The sequence below is a fragment of the Leptotrichia sp. oral taxon 417 genome (assembly GCF_013394865.1).
Taxonomy (GTDB): domain Bacteria; phylum Fusobacteriota; class Fusobacteriia; order Fusobacteriales; family Leptotrichiaceae; genus Leptotrichia; species Leptotrichia wadei_A.
The window spans coordinates 887,644-910,397 of record NZ_JABXYV010000001.1; the positions used below are offsets into that span (position 1 = coordinate 887,644).

24 protein-coding genes are annotated in these 22,754 nt (G+C 30.8%); 12 read left to right on the forward strand and 12 right to left on the reverse strand.

Annotated elements, in window-relative coordinates:
• The first annotated feature begins 5 nt into the window (after positions 1-5).
• Both cdd and HW276_RS04255 read left to right on the forward strand, forming a co-directional pair.
• Entirely contained in the window at positions 6-407 is a 402-nt protein-coding gene (cdd, locus tag HW276_RS04250) for a cytidine deaminase (RefSeq protein WP_178937534.1), read from the forward strand.
• Between the two features lie 156 nt (positions 408-563).
• The gene (locus tag HW276_RS04255; RefSeq protein ID WP_178937535.1) at positions 564-1,040 is read left to right on the forward strand and encodes an SH3 domain-containing protein; all 477 of its coding nucleotides are present in this window, start codon (positions 564-566) and stop codon (positions 1,038-1,040) included.
• A gap of 255 nt (positions 1,041-1,295) precedes the next feature.
• On the opposite strand, the gene HW276_RS04260 is transcribed toward HW276_RS04255, so the two are convergent.
• Positions 1,296-2,915: an ABC-F family ATP-binding cassette domain-containing protein gene (locus HW276_RS04260; RefSeq protein WP_178937536.1), complete on the reverse strand. Its 1,620-nt coding sequence runs from the start codon at positions 2,913-2,915 to the stop codon at positions 1,296-1,298.
• A gap of 155 nt (positions 2,916-3,070) precedes the next feature.
• Between HW276_RS04260 and HW276_RS04265 the strand changes: the two genes are divergently transcribed.
• The 10 genes from HW276_RS04265 to recR all read left to right on the forward strand — a co-directional run bounded on the left by HW276_RS04265 (position 3,071) and on the right by recR (position 11,209).
• The gene (locus tag HW276_RS04265) at positions 3,071-3,847 is read left to right on the forward strand and encodes a histidinol-phosphatase (protein ID WP_178937537.1); all 777 of its coding nucleotides are present in this window, start codon (positions 3,071-3,073) and stop codon (positions 3,845-3,847) included.
• Between the two features lie 70 nt (positions 3,848-3,917).
• Positions 3,918-4,367 (forward strand): hypothetical protein, encoded by a 450-nt coding sequence (locus HW276_RS04270; RefSeq protein ID WP_178937538.1) that lies wholly within the window; start codon positions 3,918-3,920, stop codon positions 4,365-4,367.
• 50 nt (positions 4,368-4,417) lie between these two features.
• Positions 4,418-4,864 (forward strand): hypothetical protein, encoded by a 447-nt coding sequence (locus HW276_RS04275; protein WP_178937539.1) that lies wholly within the window; start codon positions 4,418-4,420, stop codon positions 4,862-4,864.
• Between the two features lie 52 nt (positions 4,865-4,916).
• Positions 4,917-5,417 carry an NUDIX hydrolase gene (locus HW276_RS04280; RefSeq protein ID WP_178937540.1) on the forward strand — a complete coding sequence of 167 codons (501 nt, stop codon included), beginning with the start codon at positions 4,917-4,919 and terminating at the stop codon, positions 5,415-5,417.
• 51 nt (positions 5,418-5,468) lie between these two features.
• Positions 5,469-6,101 carry a magnesium transporter MgtE N-terminal domain-containing protein gene (locus tag HW276_RS04285; RefSeq protein ID WP_255460320.1) on the forward strand — a complete coding sequence of 211 codons (633 nt, stop codon included), beginning with the start codon at positions 5,469-5,471 and terminating at the stop codon, positions 6,099-6,101.
• Positions 6,091-6,516: a hypothetical protein gene (locus tag HW276_RS04290; RefSeq protein WP_178937541.1), complete on the forward strand. Its 426-nt coding sequence runs from the start codon at positions 6,091-6,093 to the stop codon at positions 6,514-6,516. Before HW276_RS04285 ends, HW276_RS04290 begins: the two co-directional genes overlap by 11 nt.
• A gap of 23 nt (positions 6,517-6,539) precedes the next feature.
• A complete protein-coding gene (locus HW276_RS04295; RefSeq protein WP_178937542.1) occupies positions 6,540-7,769 on the forward strand; it encodes a DUF4272 domain-containing protein in 1,230 nt (409 codons plus the stop codon).
• A gap of 210 nt (positions 7,770-7,979) precedes the next feature.
• Positions 7,980-8,942 (forward strand): 6-phosphofructokinase, encoded by a 963-nt coding sequence (gene pfkA, locus HW276_RS04300; RefSeq protein WP_147003335.1) that lies wholly within the window; start codon positions 7,980-7,982, stop codon positions 8,940-8,942.
• A 133-nt stretch (positions 8,943-9,075) separates the two neighbouring features.
• Positions 9,076-10,500, forward strand: a complete 1,425-nt coding sequence (pykF, locus tag HW276_RS04305) for a pyruvate kinase PykF (protein ID WP_218974993.1) — start codon at positions 9,076-9,078, stop codon at positions 10,498-10,500.
• A 112-nt stretch (positions 10,501-10,612) separates the two neighbouring features.
• On the forward strand, positions 10,613-11,209 hold the full coding sequence (gene recR / locus HW276_RS04310; protein WP_147003337.1) for a recombination mediator RecR: 597 nt from the start codon (positions 10,613-10,615) through the stop codon (positions 11,207-11,209).
• Positions 11,210-11,331: 122 nt separating this feature from the next.
• Here the strand turns inward: recR and HW276_RS04315 are convergent, their stop codons facing one another.
• The 11 genes from HW276_RS04315 to HW276_RS04365 form a co-directional block, all read right to left on the reverse strand.
• Entirely contained in the window at positions 11,332-12,747 is a 1,416-nt protein-coding gene (locus HW276_RS04315; RefSeq protein ID WP_178937543.1) for a PTS transporter subunit EIIC, read from the reverse strand.
• Between the two features lie 26 nt (positions 12,748-12,773).
• Positions 12,774-13,880, reverse strand: coding sequence for a DUF871 domain-containing protein (locus tag HW276_RS04320; protein ID WP_178937544.1), 1,107 nt, complete (start codon positions 13,878-13,880; stop codon positions 12,774-12,776).
• Between the two features lie 119 nt (positions 13,881-13,999).
• Positions 14,000-15,343, reverse strand: a complete 1,344-nt coding sequence (locus HW276_RS04325; protein WP_178937545.1) for a PTS sugar transporter subunit IIC — start codon at positions 15,341-15,343, stop codon at positions 14,000-14,002.
• A 98-nt stretch (positions 15,344-15,441) separates the two neighbouring features.
• Positions 15,442-15,750: a PTS sugar transporter subunit IIB gene (locus HW276_RS04330; protein ID WP_147003341.1), complete on the reverse strand. Its 309-nt coding sequence runs from the start codon at positions 15,748-15,750 to the stop codon at positions 15,442-15,444.
• Positions 15,751-15,768: 18 nt separating this feature from the next.
• Positions 15,769-16,098, reverse strand: coding sequence for a PTS lactose/cellobiose transporter subunit IIA (locus HW276_RS04335; RefSeq protein WP_178937546.1), 330 nt, complete (start codon positions 16,096-16,098; stop codon positions 15,769-15,771).
• Between the two features lie 6 nt (positions 16,099-16,104).
• Positions 16,105-17,466 (reverse strand): 6-phospho-beta-glucosidase, encoded by a 1,362-nt coding sequence (locus HW276_RS04340; protein ID WP_178937547.1) that lies wholly within the window; start codon positions 17,464-17,466, stop codon positions 16,105-16,107.
• A 66-nt stretch (positions 17,467-17,532) separates the two neighbouring features.
• On the reverse strand, positions 17,533-18,438 hold the full coding sequence (gene murQ, locus HW276_RS04345; RefSeq protein ID WP_218974994.1) for an N-acetylmuramic acid 6-phosphate etherase: 906 nt from the start codon (positions 18,436-18,438) through the stop codon (positions 17,533-17,535).
• Positions 18,439-18,664: 226 nt separating this feature from the next.
• A complete protein-coding gene (locus HW276_RS04350) occupies positions 18,665-19,693 on the reverse strand; it encodes a UbiA family prenyltransferase (RefSeq protein ID WP_178937549.1) in 1,029 nt (342 codons plus the stop codon).
• Between the two features lie 37 nt (positions 19,694-19,730).
• Positions 19,731-20,114, reverse strand: a complete 384-nt coding sequence (locus HW276_RS04355; protein ID WP_178937550.1) for a hypothetical protein — start codon at positions 20,112-20,114, stop codon at positions 19,731-19,733.
• Between the two features lie 26 nt (positions 20,115-20,140).
• The gene (locus HW276_RS04360) at positions 20,141-21,676 is read right to left on the reverse strand and encodes an AMP-binding protein (protein WP_178937551.1); all 1,536 of its coding nucleotides are present in this window, start codon (positions 21,674-21,676) and stop codon (positions 20,141-20,143) included.
• Between the two features lie 18 nt (positions 21,677-21,694).
• Positions 21,695-22,729 carry a GNAT family N-acetyltransferase gene (locus HW276_RS04365; protein WP_178937552.1) on the reverse strand — a complete coding sequence of 345 codons (1,035 nt, stop codon included), beginning with the start codon at positions 22,727-22,729 and terminating at the stop codon, positions 21,695-21,697.
• Positions 22,730-22,754: the final 25 nt, after the last annotated feature.

Consider the following 22,754-nt stretch of genomic DNA (forward strand, 5'->3'; position numbering starts at 1 on the left):
AATAAATGGATAAAAAAGAAATATTAAGTTATATTGATGAAGTAAATCTTCTATTGAAAAGAGCTTATGTTCCATATTCAAAATTCCCTGTCGCTGCATTATTAATCGACAATAATGGAAAAAAGCATAAGGGAGTTAATGTAGAAAATGCTTCTTTCGGACTTACTCTTTGTGCTGAAAGAAACGCAATTACAACAGCGGTGACACAAGGCATGAAGAAAATAAGGCTGCTTATTGTAACTGGTAATACATTAGAGCCGATTAGTCCATGTGGGGCATGCAGGCAAGTAATAAGAGAGTTTTCTGATAAAGATACGGTTATAATTTTGGCAAATAGAGACGGAAAATATAAAATTGCTTCAATTGAAGAACTTCTGCCTTATTCTTTTGGAGCTGAGGATTTGTAAATAAAAATAAATAATCTGATTTAAAAAATTTTTTAATAATTTTTCATATTTTTTTGAACTTTACTTGCAAATCTGTAAAAATGAGTTATAATACTAGTGAAACGATATTTCAGATTTAATTTTTAAGAATTTTGTAACTTAAAAGGAGTGATTCTTATGAAAAAGTTTAAAAATGGATTTTTGATTTTAGCTTTGTCTGTAATTTTTAGTACCATTTCAATGGGAACTGCTTTCATAACTTCATCAAAGGATAATGCAATTAATATAAGACAATCTGCCACTAAAGATTCTAAGGTAGTAGATACCATTAAAAATGGAGAAATATTGGAAAGTGATGAAAAATCTGGAGATTGGCATAAGGTGATCTACTATGATGGAGGCATAGACAGAACGTTTACAGGATATATTCATGACAGCCAATTAAAAAAAATCATAGGAAAACTTGTTATAACTTCAAGTGAAGGTTACAGCAACATAAGAGAAAAACCGACAACAAAATCTACAATAAAATCTAGATTAAAAACTGGGCAAACAGTTTATGCAATAAGCAAAACAGCAGATGACTGGTATTACATAAGATATAATGGAAATGAATATGGCTATATTTATAGCAATCAAGTGGATAAAAAATAAAATGTTTTTGATTAACTGTTTAAATTGATAAATTGAAAAAAGTTTTAATTTTTAAAGCGTAATTTATCATGGCAAGTAAAAAATTAAGAAAGAAATAGGAAAATAAAAATGGCAGGAAATATTAAAAATCCTGCTATTTTTTTAATTAATTTAAAAATAGAAGCTATATTCTAATAAGAGATATTGACTCTTTAAAAAAGTTTATAATTAGTTCGATGCTTAAATGGGAAATAGTATAAGCACAATAAAAGTTTATTAACTATACAGTTCTTTAAGTCTTGCTTCGACATTTTCATCGTTTAAATAATCATCGTATTCCATTTCCTTTTCCAAAATTCCTTTTGGAGTAATTTCGATTATTTTATTTGCGATTGTTTGAATAAATTCGTGGTCATGCGTTGTAAATAAAATTGTTCCGTCAAATCTTTCCAGTGCCTTATTTAACGATGTAATTGATTCAAGATCCAAGTGATCTGTTGGGTTGTCTAGCAGCAGGACATTTGCATTAGATAACATCATTTTCGAAAGCATGCAACGTACTTTTTCTCCTCCAGAAAGAACTTTGGCTTTTTTTCTGGCCTCTTCTCCTGAAAATAACATTCTTCCTAGGAAACCACGTACGTATTCTTCATGCTGATCTTCTGAAAATTGTCTTAACCAGTCAATTAGTGATAAATCAACGTTTTCAAAATATTCTGAATTATCTTTTGGGAAATAGCTTTGTGAAGTTGTAACTCCCCATTCAACTTTTCCAGAATCAGGTTCTAATTCTCCAGCTAAAATTCGGAAAAGAGTAGTTTTAGCTATATCATTTTTTGACAAAATGACAACTTTATCTCCAGTATTTACTGTAAATGAAATATTATCAAGAATTTTTTCCCCATCAACAGTTTTTGTCAGATTTTCAACTCTTAACATATTATTTCCAGCTTCTCTTTCAGGCTTAAATTCAATATATGGATATTTTCTGTTGGAAACTTGCATATCTTCAAATTGTAATTTTTCCAATTGCTTTTTACGGCTAGTAGCCTGCTTTGATTTTGAAGCATTGGCAGAGAAACGGGCAATAAAGTCTTGCAGTTCCTTTTTTTTCTGCTCCATTTTTTTATTTTGGTTTCTAATTAATTCCTGCATTAGTTGATTTGATTCATACCAGAAATCATAGTTTCCAACGAACATTTTAATTTTCCCGTAATCAATATCGGCAATGTGAGTACAAACTTTATTTAAAAAGTGTCTATCGTGGGAAACAACAAGTACAGTTGTATTTTCCAAATCCATCAGAAAATCTTCAAGCCACTTTACAGCATGCAAGTCAAGTCCATTTGTAGGCTCATCTAGCAATAGAATGTCAGGATTTCCAAAAATAGCCTGTGCAAGCAGCACTTTTACCTTTTCAGGCTCTGTTAATTCCTTCATTAATTTGTGATGCATTTCAGCGGGGATTCCAAGCCCGACTAGAAATTTTTCAGCATTTGTTTCAGCTTCCCATCCATCTAATTCTGCAAATTCTCCTTCAAGTTCAGCCGCTAAATTTCCATCTTCTTCTGTAAATTCAGTTTTTGCATATAGTGCATTTTTTTGCAGCATAATATCATATAATTTTGCGTGTCCCATCATTACTACATTTAGCACTTCTTCATCTTCATATGCAAAGTGATCCTGTTTTAAAAATGACAGTCTTTTATTTTTTTCTACAATAACTTCTCCAGAAGTAGAATCAAGCTCTCCAGTTAAAACCTTTAAAAATGTCGATTTTCCAGCCCCGTTCGGTCCAATAATACCGTAACAGTTCCCTTCTGTAAATTTTATATTTACTTCATCAAAAAGTTTTCGTCCACCAAACTGGACAGATAAATTACTTGTTGAAATCAAAAAATTTCCTCCTTAAATATTTATATTTTATTTACATTATATCAAAAATTTTCACTAAAAACAAAATAAATTTATTTAAAACCTTTATTTTTTCCAAAATAATTGGTAAAATATACAAAAGAAAAAAATTTGAAAAGGATAGAATGGGGTAAACTATGAATAAGACAAATTTTCATACTCACAATTATCGATGTGAACATGCTGCTGGAAATGTAGAAGATTACGTAAAAGTAGCAATCAAGGAAGGCTATACTGAACTTGGAATCTCAGATCATGCTCCAATGCCTGAATATTATGAAAATAACCGAATGAAGGAAGAGGATTTTGATGGATATTTAAAGGAAATTGAAGAGGCACAGGAAAAATATGGAAATAAAATCAAAATTTACAAATCACTAGAAATCGAATATTTTCCGGAATTTCTTGAAAAATATGATAAATATCGAAAAAAGTTAGATTATCTCGTTTTAGGCTTACACGCATTTAGAAAACCTGGTGATAGCACAAATTATAATGCCTGGAAAATAAAAACAGGCGAAGATGTGTTAGATTATGCAAAATATATGGCTGAAGCGATAGAAAGCGGAAAATTTGACTACATCGCACATCCAGATTTATATGTAATAAATTATCGGAACTGGGATGAAAGCTGTGAAAAAGCAGCACATATTATTTCTGAAGCAGCAGAAAAAATGAATGTACCGCTTGAAGTAAATGCAAATGGAATAAGAAAATCTTTTGAAAGACATCCAGATTGGGATAGATATATGTATCCATATAAGGAATTTTGGGAAATTGTGAAGCAATATAATGTTAGGACAATAATTGGTTCAGATGCACATGATTTTAGTAGGATGGAAGATAGAGAGATGGAAATTGCAAGGGAGTTTGCAAGGGAAATTGGGCTGAATGTGATTGAGAGTATTTTTTGAAATTATAAAATTTAATAGGAGGAACTATAATATGAAAAAAATAATTTTACTTATTTGTATTTTGATAGGAGTGAGTTCATGTTCTGTTATTCGTGGATTTGCTGATATATCAAATCAAAATGCCAGAGGATATAAAACTGAATATAAACAAGAACAGTTAGCATTAGAACATCATAAACTGACATATAAATTTCCAAAAACAAAGGATAGTAGAAATAACGAGGAATATGAAACAGTGTGGAATGGTATGAAGTTAATAATTCCTAAAAATACAACGATAGATAAGGAAGGTAAATTAGTTTATAAAGATTATCAATTAAGAGTGGGATTTACTCAAACTGCTAATAGAGAAGAGCTTTGTAGAAATAATGTGAATGATAGTAAACAATGGTATAAGAAATATGATGGAAGTTATCGTATTTTAGAGTTTTATGAGTTTAAGTATTACAAAGGTCATCCAAATTTTAATTTAGATTTAGCAGAAGACATAGCTGCGCTAAATGATTTTATCGAATGTTAAAAAATTTAGGGAAGGAGAATGTATAATATTATTATTACGAGAAAATTAATATGAAAAAAATAATTTTACTTATTTGTATTTTATTAGGAATAAGTTCGTGTGAAGTCATTGATGAAGCTGTTCAAGATGCACGAGCATATGGAGATGCAACTAGATATGAAAAAAAGCAAGAGAGAATAGGAAACGAACTCTTTGATGAAGATACCCAAAAAATAATGTGGAATGGTATGGAATTAATAGTTCCTCAAAATACAAAAATAAACGAAAGAGGAAAACTAGTTTACGGTGATTATGAATTAAATATATATTTCTATCGTGTTACAAGAGAGAATATTTGTACAGCCAAAAAATCATTTAAAAAAGAATGGTATAAAAAATATAATAATAATTATTATGTTTTAGAAGGCTCTACATATAATAATTTAATTATTCATTGGAATAGTAATATAAATTTAGCCAGAAAAATAGCTAGAGAAAATAATTTTACCGAATGTTAAAAAATTTTAAAGAAAGGAGTGTGTGATATTTGTTATCATACAATAAATAAAAATGGATAATAGTTTTAAATTTTTAAAAGGGGCAAAAATGATACATCCGACAACTGGGATAACTTTGGAATATCTGGATAAGTCTAATGCAGTTTGTTTTGTATTGTTTAATGAAACTAAAGAAAAGGCGATTTTGGTAAAACAGTTTCGTCCAGGTCCGAAGGATTATACTTTAGAGGTTTGCGCTGGGCTGATTGATGGGGATGAAGATCCTAGGACAGCGGCTTTTAGGGAATTGCGAGAAGAAACTGGATATTTGGAAAAGGATATTGTGGATGTAGAAGAATTGCCGCAAGGGCTTTATGTGTCACCTGGGTATACTACGGAAAATCTGTATTTTTTTAGCGGAAGATTGAAATCGGATGATATTGAGCCGCTTGAGCAGTCGCTGGATAATGGAGAAGATGTGAAGGTTGTCTGGGTTGATGTGAAGGATATTTTAAGACTTTCAAATGATATGAAAACGATACTTGCAGTAACTTATTTTTCAAGAAAAAAGTAGGATATTTAAAAATAAAAAATAAAAATGTAAGATGATAGAAAGGGGGAATTAATGGCTCAAAATAATAAAATAAATTTAGATGAAGAAAATATTGACATTAATGCTGACATTGATACTAAAGAAATAACTCAAGAGGAGAAAACACAACAGAATGTGGAAAAATTAAAAGATGAAATCAGAAACCGTATGTCTGAAGAGGATGCCCAGAATTTTGAAGAGGAAGAAGAAGTATCGCCTGAAGAAATGGCTGAGGAAATTCAGAAAATTGAGACAGAGAAAGAGCTGGAAGAATATTTTGAAGATAATCATTCGATTGATATTGCGGAAAGTTTTGAAGAATTGGATGATGATGAGCTTTTAAGAGTGTTTGAACTTTTGAGTGATGAAAATAAGGCTAGTGTTTTGGAGCAGGCGGATGAAGAATTGCAGACGAGAATTATAGATTTGCTTTCAGATGAGGAAGATATTGATATTTTGGGATATATGTCGCCAGATGACGTGGTTGATATTTTAGGATATATTGACATTCAAAAAAGCAAGTCGATCCTTGACAAGATGAAACGTTCGCAGGCAAATAAATTTCGGGAATTGCTAGGTTATGAGGAAGATACTGCTGGAGGGATTATGACAACCCAGTACATTGCATTTAAACAGAATTTGGAAGGAGGAAATTATGCGGATTAATTTGCCATTACCTACAATAATATTGATTTTATACATAGTTTACGTGATTTTTTCTATGATTATGAAAAAAATAAGATTTAATGCAGAAAATTTAGAAGAATTGGATGGGGAGTTTATATATACTTTTATACCAAAAATAAAAAAACAGCAAATATATTTTAATATTAATGAAGTAAAACTTTGTATTTTGACAAGAATTTTCATTCGGCAGGGAACTTTTAAGACAATAAATTTTAATATTCTCTTAAATGATGGATATAGTTTGAGATTAAAGAAAAAAAGAGATTGTCTGTTATTTTTAAAAGTATGTCAGGAAAAAAGGGAAGAACTGTATCAAAAGATTTTGAGTATGATACCTGCAGATATGACAGTTATTTTGATTTTAGAAAAGGAGCTGGATAATTTTGAGCGTTAAAAAATACAGAAGGGAACAATAAAATGGATCTATGGAATTTATTTAAAAGAAAGAAAAAAATAAAAACAGGTATCTGCTTTTCAAATGAAAAATCAGTTGAAGAACTTTTAAAGAATTTTTTGGAAACTTATGCGGATAAAATTAATACAGTTACTTTGGAAAATGGGGAAAAGTTGACTGAAAAAACTAAAAAGTTTTATCTTGAATTGAAAAATGGGAGAAAAATAGAAGTATTAATAAATCCAGAACGTAATTTTCTTTTAAAAAAGCAAATTGCAATAGAGATTTTTTTAGAAAAGTTAAATCCAGAGAGCTTTAAAAATATAAATGAAGAGGAGCTGGTTAAATACAATAGCTTGCTTATAAATTTTGAAGCCTTAGATAAGGAAGAGGAAAAAAATGAAGAAAAATTTATGATGGAAACCGCAAAATTTTTAAGGGAATTTCATAAATTTACTATACAGAAAAAATTAAACCATTATCATTTTGGAGATAGAAGAATGATTCAAAATGATGAAAAATGGGAAATTTCAGACTTTATTCCGCCACTTTCAGAAAAAATGTTTTTGGAATATGACCTTGAAATGACTGATAACGATCTTGAAAGAATGAAAAAAAATATTGAAAGAATGAAGAAGGATAAACTTCCATATAACGAAAAAATGGAAGTAAACATATCTGAAAAAAATGTAAAAATACGTAAAAAATGGGATATTATAAGAAGAATCGCAGCAATAACAATGACACGGCTTGCTGCGGAAACCTATCTTGAAAAAAAAGAAAATGGACAAAAGGAACTGGAAACGATTATTGATATTTTTGAAAAAAGATACCAGTTTAAGCAGGTATTGACTGAGCGTGAAAAAAATTATCTGGAAAATCCGTCAGATGATAAAGAATTGAATGTTGAATTTTATTTTATGCTGGAAGCTGCTAAAATGCTGCTTTGGGTATTGTCAGTTATTGATATTGAATTTGATGACTTTAACATATTTTGTGATATTTCCATTCTTACCGATGGATTGAAATATGATAATTTAAAGTCCTTTGCCAGAAAATGTGAAATTCGTTCGCAAAACAAGATTTTAGACATGCTGGATTATATATATAGACTAAATTGGGCAAATGTTGAAATAAAATTAGAAGGCTATGCTGGAATTGTAAATGAAAGTATTTTGTATTTTAGCAGGCTTGCATTGGAATGGGTTGTTCAAGATGGAAAAAGCATAGAGGAAATTATTATTCATACATAAAGTATATATTTAAAAAAACAAATAAATTAAATTAATTTTAAAAATGACTTTGTTTTTAAAAAATCTAAAAAATAATGAAAAATACGGCTTTAGTCAAAATAATTTTAAAAATTAATTGACAATGGATTTTAAAAATGATAATATAAAAATGTAAAGATTGAAATTAATTTTTTAAGTAATTATAAATGTCATAGAAGGAGAAAAAATACGATGAAAAAAATCGCAATTTTAACAAGTGGGGGAGACTCACAAGGTATGAATACAGCGATAAGAGCTGTGACAAAGGCTGCCATTAACAAAGGAATGGAAGTTTATGGCATAAAAAGAGGATACAAAGGTATGCTTGAAGATCAAATTACTCCATTAACATTATTGGATGTAAGTGGAATTGCTGATAAAGGAGGAACAATTTTATTATCAGCAAGATTGCCTGAATTTAAAGATCCTGAAGTTAGGGCAAAAGCGGCGGCTAATTTGAAAAAATATGGAATTGACGGATTAGTTGTAATTGGTGGAGATGGATCGTTCCATGGTGCACATTACTTATATGAAGAACATGGAATCAAAACAATCGGAATTCCAGGAACTATTGATAATGATGTAGCCGGAACTGATTACACAATTGGTTATGATACAGCATTAAACATTATATTGGATGCAATTTCAAAATTGAAAGATACGGCAACTTCTCATGAAAGAACATATTTAGTTGAAGTAATGGGAAGAAACTGTGGAGATTTAGCGCTTTATTCTGCAATCGCAGGAGGTGCAAGTGGAGTTATGATTCCAGAAAATGAAAGTTCAATTGATGATTTAGCTGAAGTAATCAAAAAAAGACGTGCTGAAGGTAAGTTGTATGACATAATTGTTGTTGCTGAAGGTGTTGGAAATGTTGTTCATCTTAAAGAGGAATTATCAAAAAGAGTTGACACAAGTATAAGAGTTACAATTTTGGGTCATATTCAAAGAGGTGGAGCTCCAACAGCAGCTGATAGAATTTTAGCTACAAGATTAGCTGTTAAAGCTGTTGAATTAATTGAAGAAGGAAAAGGTGGATTAATGGTTGGAATCCAAAGTGAAGAGGTAACAACTCACAAATTATCTTATGCTTGGGAAAATTATTCAAAAGCATCAGCAGCTGATTATGTAATTGCAAATATGTTATCATTATAATTTAATGAAAAAGTTATGTTAGTTTAATAATTTTTTTGATTTAACGAGATGTAAATGAACTCTCTTGCATTTAGCAAGAATTCATTGATAATTCAAGACAATGAAAATTTTAAATTAAATTTTAGGAGGAAAAATGAAAATTAAAATGACTAAAGTTGTTTGTACCATTGGTCCAAAAACTGAAAGTGTTGAAATGTTGACAAAATTAGTAGAAAGCGGAATGAACGTAATGAGATTAAACTTCTCTCATGGTGATTTTGCTGAACACGGACAAAGAATTAAAAATATTAGAGAAGTAATGAAAAAAACAGGTAAAGAAATAGGGATTTTATTAGATACTAAAGGTCCTGAAATCAGAACAGGAAAATTAGAAGGTGGAAACGATGTATTACTAGAAACTGGTAAAAAAGTAATTATGACAACTGATTATGATTTTGTCGGAAATGCTAGTAAATTCGCAGTTTCATATCCTGGAATCGTAGATGACTTAAAAATTGGAAGTACTGTTTTATTAGATGACGGTTTAGTTGGATTAAAAGTTGAAGCTATCAACAAAGAAGCTGGAGAAGTTGAATGTGTTGTTACAAATACTGGAGAATTAGGAGAAACTAAAGGTGTAAACTTGCCAGATGTTTCAGTTGGTTTGCCAGCATTAGCTGCAAAAGATATTGCTGACTTGAAATTTGGTTGTGAACAAGGTGTTGACTTTGTAGCAGCTTCATTTATAAGAAAAGCTTCTGACGTTGCTGAAGTAAGAAAAGTGTTAGATGACAACGGTGGAAAAAATATTCAAATTATTCCTAAAATTGAAAGCCAAGAAGGTGTTGACAACTTCGACGAAATCTTGGAATTAAGTGATGGAATCATGGTAGCAAGAGGAGACTTAGGAGTAGAAGTTCCTGCAGAAGAAGTTCCTTTCATGCAAAAAATGATGATCAGAAAATGTAACAAAGCTGGAAAACCAGTTATTACAGCAACTCAAATGTTAGATTCAATGATTAGAAACCCAAGACCTACAAGGGCAGAAGCAGGAGACGTTGCTAACGCTATCTTAGACGGTACTGATGCTGTTATGTTATCAGGAGAATCAGCAAAAGGTAAATATCCAGTAGAAGCTGTTAAAATGATGGCTACTATTTCAAAAAGAACAGATGAATTTAAAAAATTCAAACCAGTTGAAACTCCAGGAACAGGTATTTCTGTTACAGAAGCAATTTCAAGTGGCGCAGTAAGTACTACACAATCATTGGATGCTAAATTAATCGTATGTTGGACAAAAACAGGAAGATCTCCTAAGATGATTAGAAAATATGGACCAACTGTACCTATAATCGCATTAACTGACAACGAACAAACTGCTAGACAATTGGCATTAGTAAGAGGAGTTAGAGCTTACGTAGAAAAAGGATTAGATAAAACTGATGACTTTTTTGCAAAAGCAAGAGAAATTGCAGCTAATCACGAAGAAGCTAAAAAAGGTGATTTAGTAGTATTAGTAACTGGAATTTCTAAAGAAGGAACAACTAATACATTCAGAGTAGAAAGAATTGGAGAATAGTTAAATTTAATTGTTTGACATTTTAATCATAAATATTTTTATAAGGGAATGGTTTTATACCTTTCCCTTTTTTAAAATTATTTAAAATTAAAAAGGAGATGAGATAACAAATATGAAGAAATTAGATGATTTAATTGATGTTTTTGCAAAACTGCCTGGAATTGGGAGAAAAAGTGCGGCGAGAATTGCATTTGACGTGCTTGATAGAAGTGAAGCGGAAGTTGATAGAATGTTGGAAATAATAAAAGATTCGCATATAAATATTAAGCATTGTAAAATTTGTGGAAATTTATCAGAAAATGAAATTTGTGAAATTTGTGAGAATGAAAAAAGAGACAGGGAAGTAATTTGCGTTGTGGAAGGTGTAAGAGATGTGATTGCATTTGAAAAGTCTGAAACATATAATGGGCTTTATCACGTTTTAGGCGGGAAAATTGATCCGTTAAATGGAGTTACTATTGAAGATTTGAATTTGAGAAATCTGTTGGATAGAATAGATGGAAGTGTTAAGGAAGTTATATTAGCTTTAAATCCTGATTTGGAGGGAGAAACTACAAGTCTTTACTTAACAAAATTTTTAAAGGCGAAAGATGTTAAAATTTCTAAAATTGCTAGTGGTATTCCAATGGGTGGAAATATTGAATATACTGATATGGCAACTCTCGGAAGATCTTTGGAAGGTAGAATTAATGTGGATGATGAAAATTAAACTCGTTTTAGGAAATTTTAAAAGATGATGTAAATACTCAAGCGATAATATTAATGCTATTTACCATTAGAATAATGGATTTAGTCAAATAAGCTATTGCTTGAGTATATTTTTTTATAATTCTATTCACTGTACATTTCTTTTATTTTATTTTCATCAATTCCGAAAAAATAAGTTAAAATAAAACCTCCTAAGTATGCTCCAAGCATTGAAATTATAAAGTAAATCCAAGTTCCTGGAACTACTATGAAAAGTCCAAATAGCCCTGAAACACCTTGTGAAATTGTCCCTAAATGAAATAAAACGGCTAAAATTCCACCAAATCCAGAACCTAGGCAAGCTGTGACAAAAGGTTTTCCCAGTGGCAAAGTTACGGCATACATCAACGGCTCACCAATTCCAAGTATCCCAACAGGAATAGAATCCCTGACCATATTTTTAAGTCTTTGGCTTTTAGTTTTTACATAAATTGCAATTCCAGCTCCAACTTGACCTCCGCCTGCCATCATAAGAATTGGTAATAAATAATTAATTCCTTTTGTAGGGCCTTCTGGATTGTTTAACATTACGTGGATTGGAGTTAGAGCTTGATGTAGTCCGACAGAAACGAGAGGTAAAAATCCTGCTGCCAGGAGATAGCCGCCGAATATTCCCAATTTATTGTAGGAAAAATCAAGAATAGCGTATATAAAGTTTGTTAGGCAAGTTCCCAAAGGCTGAATTATTAATAGAGCGATAAAAACTCCAATTGTTAATGTTAAAAGCGGAGTAAGAAAAGTATCAAGCATTGCTGGAATTATCTTTCTTATCTGCTTTTCCAGATATGCAACAATCATTCCCATAAATAGTGCTGTAAGCAGTCCTCCCATTCCTGGTGAAAAAGGTTCTCTGGTAAAAGGGAGTATAACTGCGCTTTTTCCTTCAGTTTTTAAAATTAATGGCAATGCTGGATTTACGATAAATATTGATCCTATAATTCCACCAAGAACTGCTGTTCCGCCAAATTCCTTTGCAGAATTCATTCCTACATAAATTGCAAGATAGCTGAACATTACAAATCCGACACTTCTTATGGCTGCAAACCACCATGCTGCATCATAGGCATTTTTTGCTGTAGTATTTATAACATTTGTAAGTCCTATTATTAGGCCTGCTGAAATTATTCCAGGCAGTAGGGGGACAAATATGTTTGCAACTTTTTGGAGAAATCTCTGGACAGGTCCATTATGTTTTTGATTATTAGACTTTTTATTCTCACTTGCTATATCTTTGACATTTCTATTTGAAAATCCTAATGAAATTCCTGTAAGTTTTGAAAATTCATTTCCTATTGCATTTACTTTCCCTGGCCCTAAAATAATCTGTAAAGTGTCAGAATTTACCACATTTAAAACTCCGTCAATTTTTTTTAGTTTTTCCAAATCCACATCTTCACGAATTTTAACTCTCAATCTTGTCATACAAACTGCATTTGAAACAATATTTTCTTTACCTTTTAAAATATTATAAATTTCTTTTGCTATTTTTTTCTCGTTCATAATGTCTATCTCCTTTTGAATAAATTTTATTTTTTTACAAAAGAAAATTTTTGCCAAGGCTTGATATAATCAATTAGAAATATTTCATTTTCACTTATTTTTCCAACAACATTTGATTTTCCAGTATTTTTCATATCTGTTTTAGCAATTAAAAGTTCGCCTGCATAATGTCCGTATTCACTGCTTTCAATAATTACATCTCCCTTTTTTATTATTTCAGGAGTATTAAAAACTTTAAAATTATGTTCTTTATATTTTACACGGCTATTTGTAGAACGAATCAAATTTTCAGAAATATCGCCTCTATTAAAGTGAAATTCATCAAAAATTATTTGCTTTTCTGTTTCTGGAATATCTTTTTCCAATTCAATTGAAAAACTTACCATATCTTTACGAACTTTTTTAAATTCATTTAATTCTTCATCTGTCGGATAGCAGTTTGAAATAATAATATCATCAATTGTTTCCAATGCGACAAAATGTTTAAACTGAACTATTAGCGGCAAATTACGATGCATTTCTAAAGTTGGTAAGCCTTGAGTCACTGGCCAAGGCCCAAAACTGTTTTTAGCTTGAGAAGTTATAAATGCTGCGGTTCGTAATCCGTATTTTGTAAAATTTTCTGTACATTTTCTAAAAAATTCTAAACCTAATCCTGTATAAATATGAGGATAAAAATTATGACATCCGATTAAATTATTTTTATTAGGGCAGTAATCCATAATTGTGTCAATATAATGAGTATCGTTACTCATATTTATCTCAATTTTCAAATTTTCCCTGTTAAATGTCATAATACTTTCCTGCAGTCCAGTAAATCCAACATCAAGCCTAATTCCATCAGCTCCCATTTCCTTAAAAAATGCCAAGTCATCATAACTAATTCCCAAATCTTTAAAAACTTTCGGATTTACATCTAGAATAATTTCAAATCCCTTTTCCTTAGCATAATGATTTATTTTTTTAAATTTTTTCAAAATTATTTCCTTATCTTCAATTCCTTTATTTTGGGCAGAAGAGAGCAGACAGCTGAATATGCGGCTAAAACCGGCATTATAAGCCTTGTCAATATAATTTATTAATTTTTCTTCAGTTGTCTTTTCAGGATAAATTGAAATTCCCAGTTTTCTCATTTTATGCTGTTTCCCTTCTTTTTATCTCTATTTTAATAATTTTTTATTTAACAGGAGATCAAGATCCCTTGCTTCATAATATTTATTAAATTTTAAGCAAATATAGTTTTTGAACAAGTTTATTCTTGTGTTTCAGCCTGTTCTTCCGCTAATAATTTTTTTTCATAGGCTGTAAAGAATGGATAGTAGATTACAATAGAAATTATAATTAAAAGTATGCTTAAAATTACTGCTCTGTAATCTCCATTTGTTGCTAAAAATGCTCCTATTGGTCCAGGTAAAGTCCAAGGCGGCGTTGAAGTTACACGGTTTACTAAGCCTGTTGCCATTGCGAAATAAGTAATTGAGGCATTGACTATTGGGACAATTATGAAAGGTGGCAATAATGTAGGATTTAATACGATTGGAGCTCCAAAAATAATTGGCTCGTTTATATTAAATATTGAAGGAAGAATTGCCGCTTTTCCTAAAGTTTTTCCGTAAGCTGATTTTGATTTTAGCAATAACAATATTGCAAATCCTATCGTTGTTCCTGAACCGCCAATCCAGATAAACCATTGGTATAAAGGTTCTGCTGCAATGTGAGGAATATGCTGTCCGTTTGCCAAAGCTGTTGCATTTTGTTCAAGAAGCATAAGCCAGAGTGGACGTACAATTGAGCCAACTATTGAATCACCGTGAATTCCAAAGCTCCAGAAAAATGTAATCATAAATACTATGATTATTACAGAAAACCACGAATCACTGAATTTTAAAATTGGTTTTATGATTGAACCAATTATTTCGTGCAGATCGATTTTTAGCCAATAAGTTAAAATTGTCAATGTAAAAATAATTATTGCCGCTGGAGTAAGTGCTTCAAATGAACGTGCAACTGATTCTGGCACAGCTTCAGGCATTTTTATTCTAAATCCAGTTGTTGTAGTCATTCTATATACTTCAACTGCAAATATCGCTGCTATTATTCCCACAAATAAACCTGCAGAGCCTAATCTTGACATTTGCAGAGCATATCCAATATCTTCCTGAATAAGTTGAGAGCCTTTTGTTCCTTCCTCAACAATAACTTGCACTGCTTTTCCACCAATAGTTTGATTTACCACTTCAATCGGATTAATCATTTTTGGCATAATTGTAAGCAAAAATGCGCAGACTGAGAGGATTGCCCCTGTGATTCCGTCTAACTTATACGATTTTGCAAGGCTGTAACCGATTCCCATAACTGCGTAAAGTCCCATTATGAACATTGTCATACGGTAGGGCAGTAGCATTTGTACTGCATGTTTTTTTGCTAAAACTGAGATTGCCCATTCTTTTGGAAAAGGCGGGAACGCTAAAATTAAAAATATTGATCCAATAATAATTAGCGGCAATGTGGAAACTATACCGTCACGTATTGCCCTTAAATGTCTTTGTTCAGATATTTTTGCCATTTTTATTGAAAGTTGTTCTAAAACTGCCATAATTTACTTCCTTTCCTATTACAATATTTTTTTGATTTAAATAATAACTAGTTTCAAGAAATTAAGATTTTTAGTAAAATTTAATATCTTAAAATTTATTAGTTAGATAATAATTCCTGAATCTGCTTTAATAATTTAGGGCCTCCAAGTGGGCTATATCCTTGTGGCGTAATCATTGCGCAAGGTACTTGGGCTTCCTTTGCCTGTGCACTTAATGTATCAAATCTGTGTCTTATTTGAGGTGCAACCATTGCCACGTCATATCCATTTTTCACTTCATCTTCAAATTGCTGTGTACTTACAGCCTTCACTTCAATTTCTACACCTTTTGATTTTGCTTCCTTTTCCAGTGCTTTTACCGCCACTGCGCTTGACATTCCTAGCGAACATACAAATAATACTTTCATTTTAAATCCTCCTAATTTTTATTTTTTTTCAAGTTTATTAATTCTTTTATACATTTTTATCATTCCTTCAATTAATGTTTTAGCTTCAATCGCTGTCATTAAATGATCCTGCGAGTGAACAAACAAAACTGAAGGTGTAATTCCTTCTCCATTTACTTCTGCCTGAATTATGTCGGTTTGAATATTATGAGCCGACAGCAGCGCCTCATCCGCTTCTTTTAATAAATTTTCCGCCTTTTTAAAGTTTCCCTTTTCCGCTTCACCCAATGCCTCATAAGCCAGTCCTTTTGCCATTCCAGCACTGTTTACAATTTCAAATACAACTAATTCCATTTGTTCCTTATCCATAATTTTTTATTTTCCTCCCTTTTGATATTTTTCTCTATTTTCATAATAATCCTTAAACTGTGGTAAATATTTTTCGTGTGCATTCAGAAGTTCATTCAAAACCTTTCTTCCAATTGTAGTTCCAGGAATTAACGGATTTGTAGTAAATGCCTGTAATGCAGTATAATAATTTCCAGTAACAGCCGCTTCCACAGTCAATTCCTCCATTGCCTTCATCAATTGAATATACCCTCTTTGTCCAGCATTTGGAAATTTACCAAAGGTTATTGGCTTAGGCCCGCTTGCTGTAATGTATGATGAAATTTCAACTGCCGAATTATATGGTAAATCTGCAATAGCTCCTTTATTTCTAGTATTTACAGCCATTATTATGCCTTTATCGTTATAAATCGCACTAATCAATTCACAGGCTGCATCAGAGTAATAAGCTCCCCCTCTTTTTTCCAGCTGTTTAGGTTTTTCCTTCAAATTAACATCTTTATAAAGTTCAAACAATTCAGCTTCAACTTTTTTTACAATTTCTCCTCTAGTTCCATTTTCCCTATAGGATTTCAATCCTTCCTTTAACATTTCGTCTTGCAAATAATAATAACGATGGTAATCGCAAGGCAACATTCCTAGATTTTTTATCTGATCATAATCATAATTTATGCTTACAATATTTTTTACACCAAGATTTTCCTTATCCTGTCTTTTATCCCATAAATCTGCCGTAAGTTCATTTCCTTTCTTATCCCAAACTCTATACCAGACAAAGTGATTTAACCCTGCAAATTGAAACTTAAACTCGCTAATGTCTTTTTCATAAAGGCTTGCACAATCCATCTGAGTATGTACTGGAATATTGCAAAGTCCAACAACTTTTTCAAAGTTTTCATAATTTAGGACAGCTTCTGTCACGATTCCAGCAGGATTTGTAAAGTTTATAAGCCAAGCCTCTGGAGCAAGTTCCTTTATGTCCTTCACAATATCAAGTATCACAGGAATTGTCCTAAATGCCTTAAACATTCCTCCAGCTCCATTTGTTTCCTGTCCTAGAAGTCCATTTTCAAATGGTATTCTTTCATCCTTGATTCTCGCATCAAGCAGCCCCACACGAAACTGAGTCGTTACAAAATCCGCATCTTTTATAGCTTCCCTTCTATCCAGCGTCAAATAAACCTTGCAGTCAATACCAGCCTTTTCCACCATTCTTTTAGCCAAATTTCCAACAATTTCCAGTTTTTCCTTCCCTTCCTCAATATCAACCAGCCAAATTTCTTTAACAGGAAGTTCTTTTATTCTCTTAATAAAACCTTCTATCAATTCAGGAGTATAGCTGGATCCGCCCCCAATTGTAACAATTTTGATTCCATCCTTTTTTTTCATTTTTCCATCCTTTCTATGTAACTTTATATAAGTTTCCAATAGATCTGCTTAACAACTTAATCTTTTTTATTTCAAGTTTTCATGTATTATTTTTGCTACATTTTCATCACATTGATTCAATTTTTCCATTGCCATATTTTTATCAATATCCAAAAGTATCATAACAATAGCAGTTTTCACATCATTCCCAGATTTTTTCAAAGCATCGCTTGCCTTTTCATAATCACAGTTTGCAGTTTTCATTATTATTCTTTTTGCCCGCTCAATTAATTTCTGATTGGAAGTTTTAACATCCACCATATATCCAGAAAATACTTTTCCCAGCTTTATCATAATCGTTGTGGAAATCATATTAAGTATCATTTTTTGTGCCGTTCCCGCCTTCATTCTAGTAGAACCTGTAACAATTTCTGCTCCAACAGGAACTTCTATTGGATATTGGCTAACTTTCGACAAATCAGAGCTTTTAGAGCAAGTAATGCTTCCTGTAATTGCGCCAATGCTGTTTGCATATTCAATTGCCCCTAAAACATAGGGAGTTCTGCCAGAAGCAGCAAGTCCTATAACCACATCATTTTTTGTAAGATTAATGTTTAACAAATCCTGTTTTCCCAGTTCTGGCTTATCTTCAGCATTTTCCTTAGCCTTAAATATCGCTTCATTTCCACCGGCAATTATTCCTTGAACCTTCTCAAAGGAAACTCCGTAAGTAGGAGGACATTCCGAAGCATCAAGTATTCCAAGTCTTCCAGATGTTCCTGCCCCAATATATATAATTCTCGTTTCTTTTTCATATCTTGACAAAATAGCATCTATCAGCCGTGAAATACTGCCCAGTTCCTTTTCCACGCAAAATGCCACTTTCTTGTCTTCCTCATTTATTCTTCTTACAATTTCAAGGCTATCCTGCAATTCAATATCCTTGCTGTTTGGATTATTTTCTTCAGTAGACAATTTTTCAAGCTCGATCATCATTTACCACTTCCTTTAGGTCAGTCTATGTTATAATTATATCTCGATTTTTCTCAAATGGAAGTCTATTTTTAAATTTATCTAAAAAATTTCTTTAAAAGTAAAAAAGCAAAAGAAATTCATAATAAATCAGATATTTAAATAAAAAATAGTATTTTATTTTTTAAAAATCTAAGTGCAAAAAAAACAAGAGAATAATTATTTTCTAAACTCTTGTTTCTTTAATTTATTTTATCAAGCTAAATACAAAATACGGAAGAAGCCCCATCCCCATACTAGAAAACACAATCCAAAGTCCCGATACGCTTTCTACAATTTTCCCCGATAAATCCTTTTTCAAAAATTTTATCATAAAATATATTGAAATTATCAGGATTATAAGCAATACCAATCCGCTGAATAAAAAATATTTTTCATAAGTATAAGAAAGTCCAAGAATGACAAGAAAATATTCAACAGCAAAAAGTAAACTTAAAATTACTGCAGCCTTTTTCTTTCCCCAAAGTTTACTATAAGTCTGCACTCCATGTTCCTCTTCATCAGCTCTTCTCGTTTTTCTTCCTATTTCCAGTACGATTCCATTTAAATAATTTAATGCGAAAAGAGGAATTAATGCAAAATCAATATTATGTTTATACCATTGTAATATAAAAACGTCAAAAATATTTTTTGGTACAATGTATTGTGTAGCTTCTACAATAACAAGAGTAATGAATACCATTATTACAACGTGGGAGAGAGCATAAATCAAAATTCTTTTTGTAAGCCATTTTTTTATAAAAAATTCCTTTGCCATTAAGAACATATAAATCCATACAAATATCATAAAATAGATAATTTCAGGATCTATAACGTGTGCAAGCATTATTTGTATTATAACAGTTGCAATTCCTATTTTTCTCAATGTTTTTAACGAAATTACACCTCTTTGAACAGGACGGTAAGCCCTATATTTTAAGTCTTCTTCATAATCCTTAAATTCATCTGTAATTCTTAATTGCAGGAAAAACATAAAAATTATGATAAATAAAGCAACTATTTTATGCCAAGGCATTGGCACTTTAATTTCTTTTGAAAAAATCTGATTAATGATTTTTGAATTATATAGTAATCCTGTATAGATATATCCTGACAAAGTAAAAATTAGTACAAAAATTGAGTTTTTTCCTAATGGAAACCGTTCATTCAGATATATTTTGAAGTTTTTTATATTTTGGATTATTGATTTTTTTGAATTTATATTACTTTGACTCATTTATTTCTCCTCTTACAATATTATATATAAATAGATTTTACTGACAATAAAAGTCAATCATGGAAAGTAAATATCCTGTATTACTGTCTACTGGTGTACTTTCAATAAAATTTTTAATTTTATACCTTAGTATTAATTTCTTTTCATTATATTGTTCACGCTTTTCAATGGTCATCGCTCTATCTAAAGAATGACTAAAAGGACTTCCTGAACTTGCAATGCCTTCTATAATTCCCCCTAAAAAATCAAAAAACAGTCCTCTTGCTTTAGAACGCATATGAGTCTGATACTTTTCATCGAGATATGATAAGTCTGCCTCACTCTTTTCTGCTGAAAGATAGAATCTTTTCAAAGCTCTTCTGTCATATAATGAAAACAACTTTAACCCCTCCTGAATTAACTCTTTTGCTTCTGTTTTCATAAAATTTCCTTTCTGAATCTAAATTTTTAAAGTTTTTCAACTATCTCTTCTAGCCTTTTATAATCTGTCTTACTATTATGCCTCTTATCCATTGGAATCTCAGTTTCAATTATTTTAAATATTCCAAATTTTTCTTTTAATTCTTTAATTTCACTATCCTCAGACAAATCTCCTTTAAATTCAGGGTTTCTTTCAGCAAAGAGGTATAATTTATCATCTTTTGAAGTAAGGACTGATTTTTTCAAGTTTTTGCAAAATGAAAAGGCAGTTTCTACAGTAAAGGGATAATAAATGTTTTCTTCAATCTGTTTTCTTCCTTTAACCCTTCCAAGCAGTATAAGTTGCCCTTTTCTGTTAATATATCCCATATCTCCTGTCCTATGCCAGTTTTCATCAGGATTTTTTTCAACATTTAGGTAACCATCAACCACATTTTCTCCCCTTACAAGTATTTCACCTTTTAATTCTGAAGAATCTTTAACATTGTCTGATTTTTCTAGTTTTTCTATTTTAAGCTCTATTTCATTAACTATTTTTCCAGCCAGCAGCCCTTCTCCATTTTTCATATTTTCAATATCTTCTTTTGTTATATCTTCAAAATTTAATGATGATATTGGCTCAGCTTCCGAAGCTCCATATAAGGCTGTAATTTTTGCATTTGTAAAGACCTTTTTAATTTTTTCCATAAGGCTGTAAAAAACAGGAGCACCGCCTGTATATACCTTTTGAACATTTTCAAGCGTTATTTTTTCATTTTTGCAAAATTTTACGATATTTTCAAATATTACAGGAGGGAGGATGACGTTTTGAATATTATTTTCTATTATCTGTTTAACAATATTTTTAAAATTTGATTCTGCAGGTTTTTGCCAGTTTAAATCAGGAATAAAAGTAGTTGTTCCTGTGGCAATGTGGGAAAAAAGAAATATTGGGAATGAAGAATAAACCGATGTTTCCTTTTCAAATTTTATATTTTTTTCAAGCACATTATGCTGACCCAGCAAAAATTTATGAGTTCTCATAATAATTTTAGGAAATCCAGTACTTCCGCTTGTAAAGCTGATAAGAGCTGGTGTATCTTCTTCAATTTTTTCATGATTTTTAATTTTTTCATTTTCTTTTGCTTGCCAATTTTCATTAGTTGAAAATTTTTCAGAATATTCCATCACTTTAATATAATTAATTTTTTTCCCAATTTTCCTGATTCCCTTTAGAAAAAATCCCTTCAAAAGTGTCTTCCTGCTCCCAATTATCCCATCAGGCGAAATCATCTCACAGCATTTGTTAATATGCTCAATCCCAGCATAAGGGTCAATAAATACAGCCTGTATTCCCATTTTAAATATTGCTGTCAAAATCAGGTAAAATTCCACTCCAATTGGAATAAAAACTACAATTTTATCTCCTTTTTTAAATTTTTTTTTCCTTAAATAGTCACATACATAATCTGATTTTTCATCTATTTGGGTAAAAGTAACTTTTTTGCCTGTATTCAAGTCAAATAAAGCTGTCTTATCTGGATACAGACTTCTTAATTCTTTTATTTTGTCAACTATTGTCATTTTTATACCGCCTTTTATTTAAAGTTCCTTTATAAACAAAGTGTATCTTCTCAATTCATCTCCCAATAGCAATCCTATATTTTTAGATATATTCTTTTCATACATCAAAGCATAAATCACATTTTTATAACCTGATTTTTCCGCTTCCTTCACAAGTTCATCAATTAAGATATATCCCATTCCTTTTCCGTTATATTTAGGAGAAACTGCAATCGTTTTAAGTATCATTGTTTCAATTTTTCCTTTATACTGAAGCTCTGCATAATCAGGTATTCCAAACACATAGCCAATTAATTCATCCTTGAGATAAAGCGTTTTAAAGAATTTTTTTACAATTTTATCCTCATATCTCATATACATTTTTATAAAAATTTCCCTTTCCAGTTCAGAATATAAAAAATTATTTTTAAATGCCTGAATTGTCAAGTCATAGACTTTATTTAACATTGTTATTATATCTTCATTTTCTGAAGATTTTACTTTTACATCCTTATAGTAATTCAATTTTTTTATTTTTTCAATTTTCCTAGATAAATTTTCCCTTTTAACAGGATTCATATTTTCCATTATTGTAGAAATATAATCGGCAAGAGGCTTAAATCCATTTTTTTGAAATAATTCCACATAATAGTCTTCATTCCAAGGTTCCATCAAGAATGGCTTTCTATTTCCAGTTTTTGTCACATACCGATACGTATTCCAAGTAGTTCCATTCAAAGGCCCGATTATTATTTCAATCCCATCTTTTCTTAATTCTTCAAAAAGTTCATCAAATATTTTCTTTTCAAATTCTTCCTTTCTATATTTTTCAAAAATCATTACGTTTCCAATATAAGATGTTTTTTTCCCATTATAATCTGCTCGATTGTGCCACAAATTTAGGTTTCCTGCCATTTTTCCTGCTTCATCTTGAAAAACTATAATTTCTGATGGTCGTTCTATTTGAATTTTTGCTATTTCATTTTGAGAAATATCATTTTCTGTAACGTATTTTTTTAGATAATCGTTATTTATTTTTTTATTTTCTGTTATTGTATATCTTTTTATTTTCATATCTATATTTTCTCCTGTTTTAATC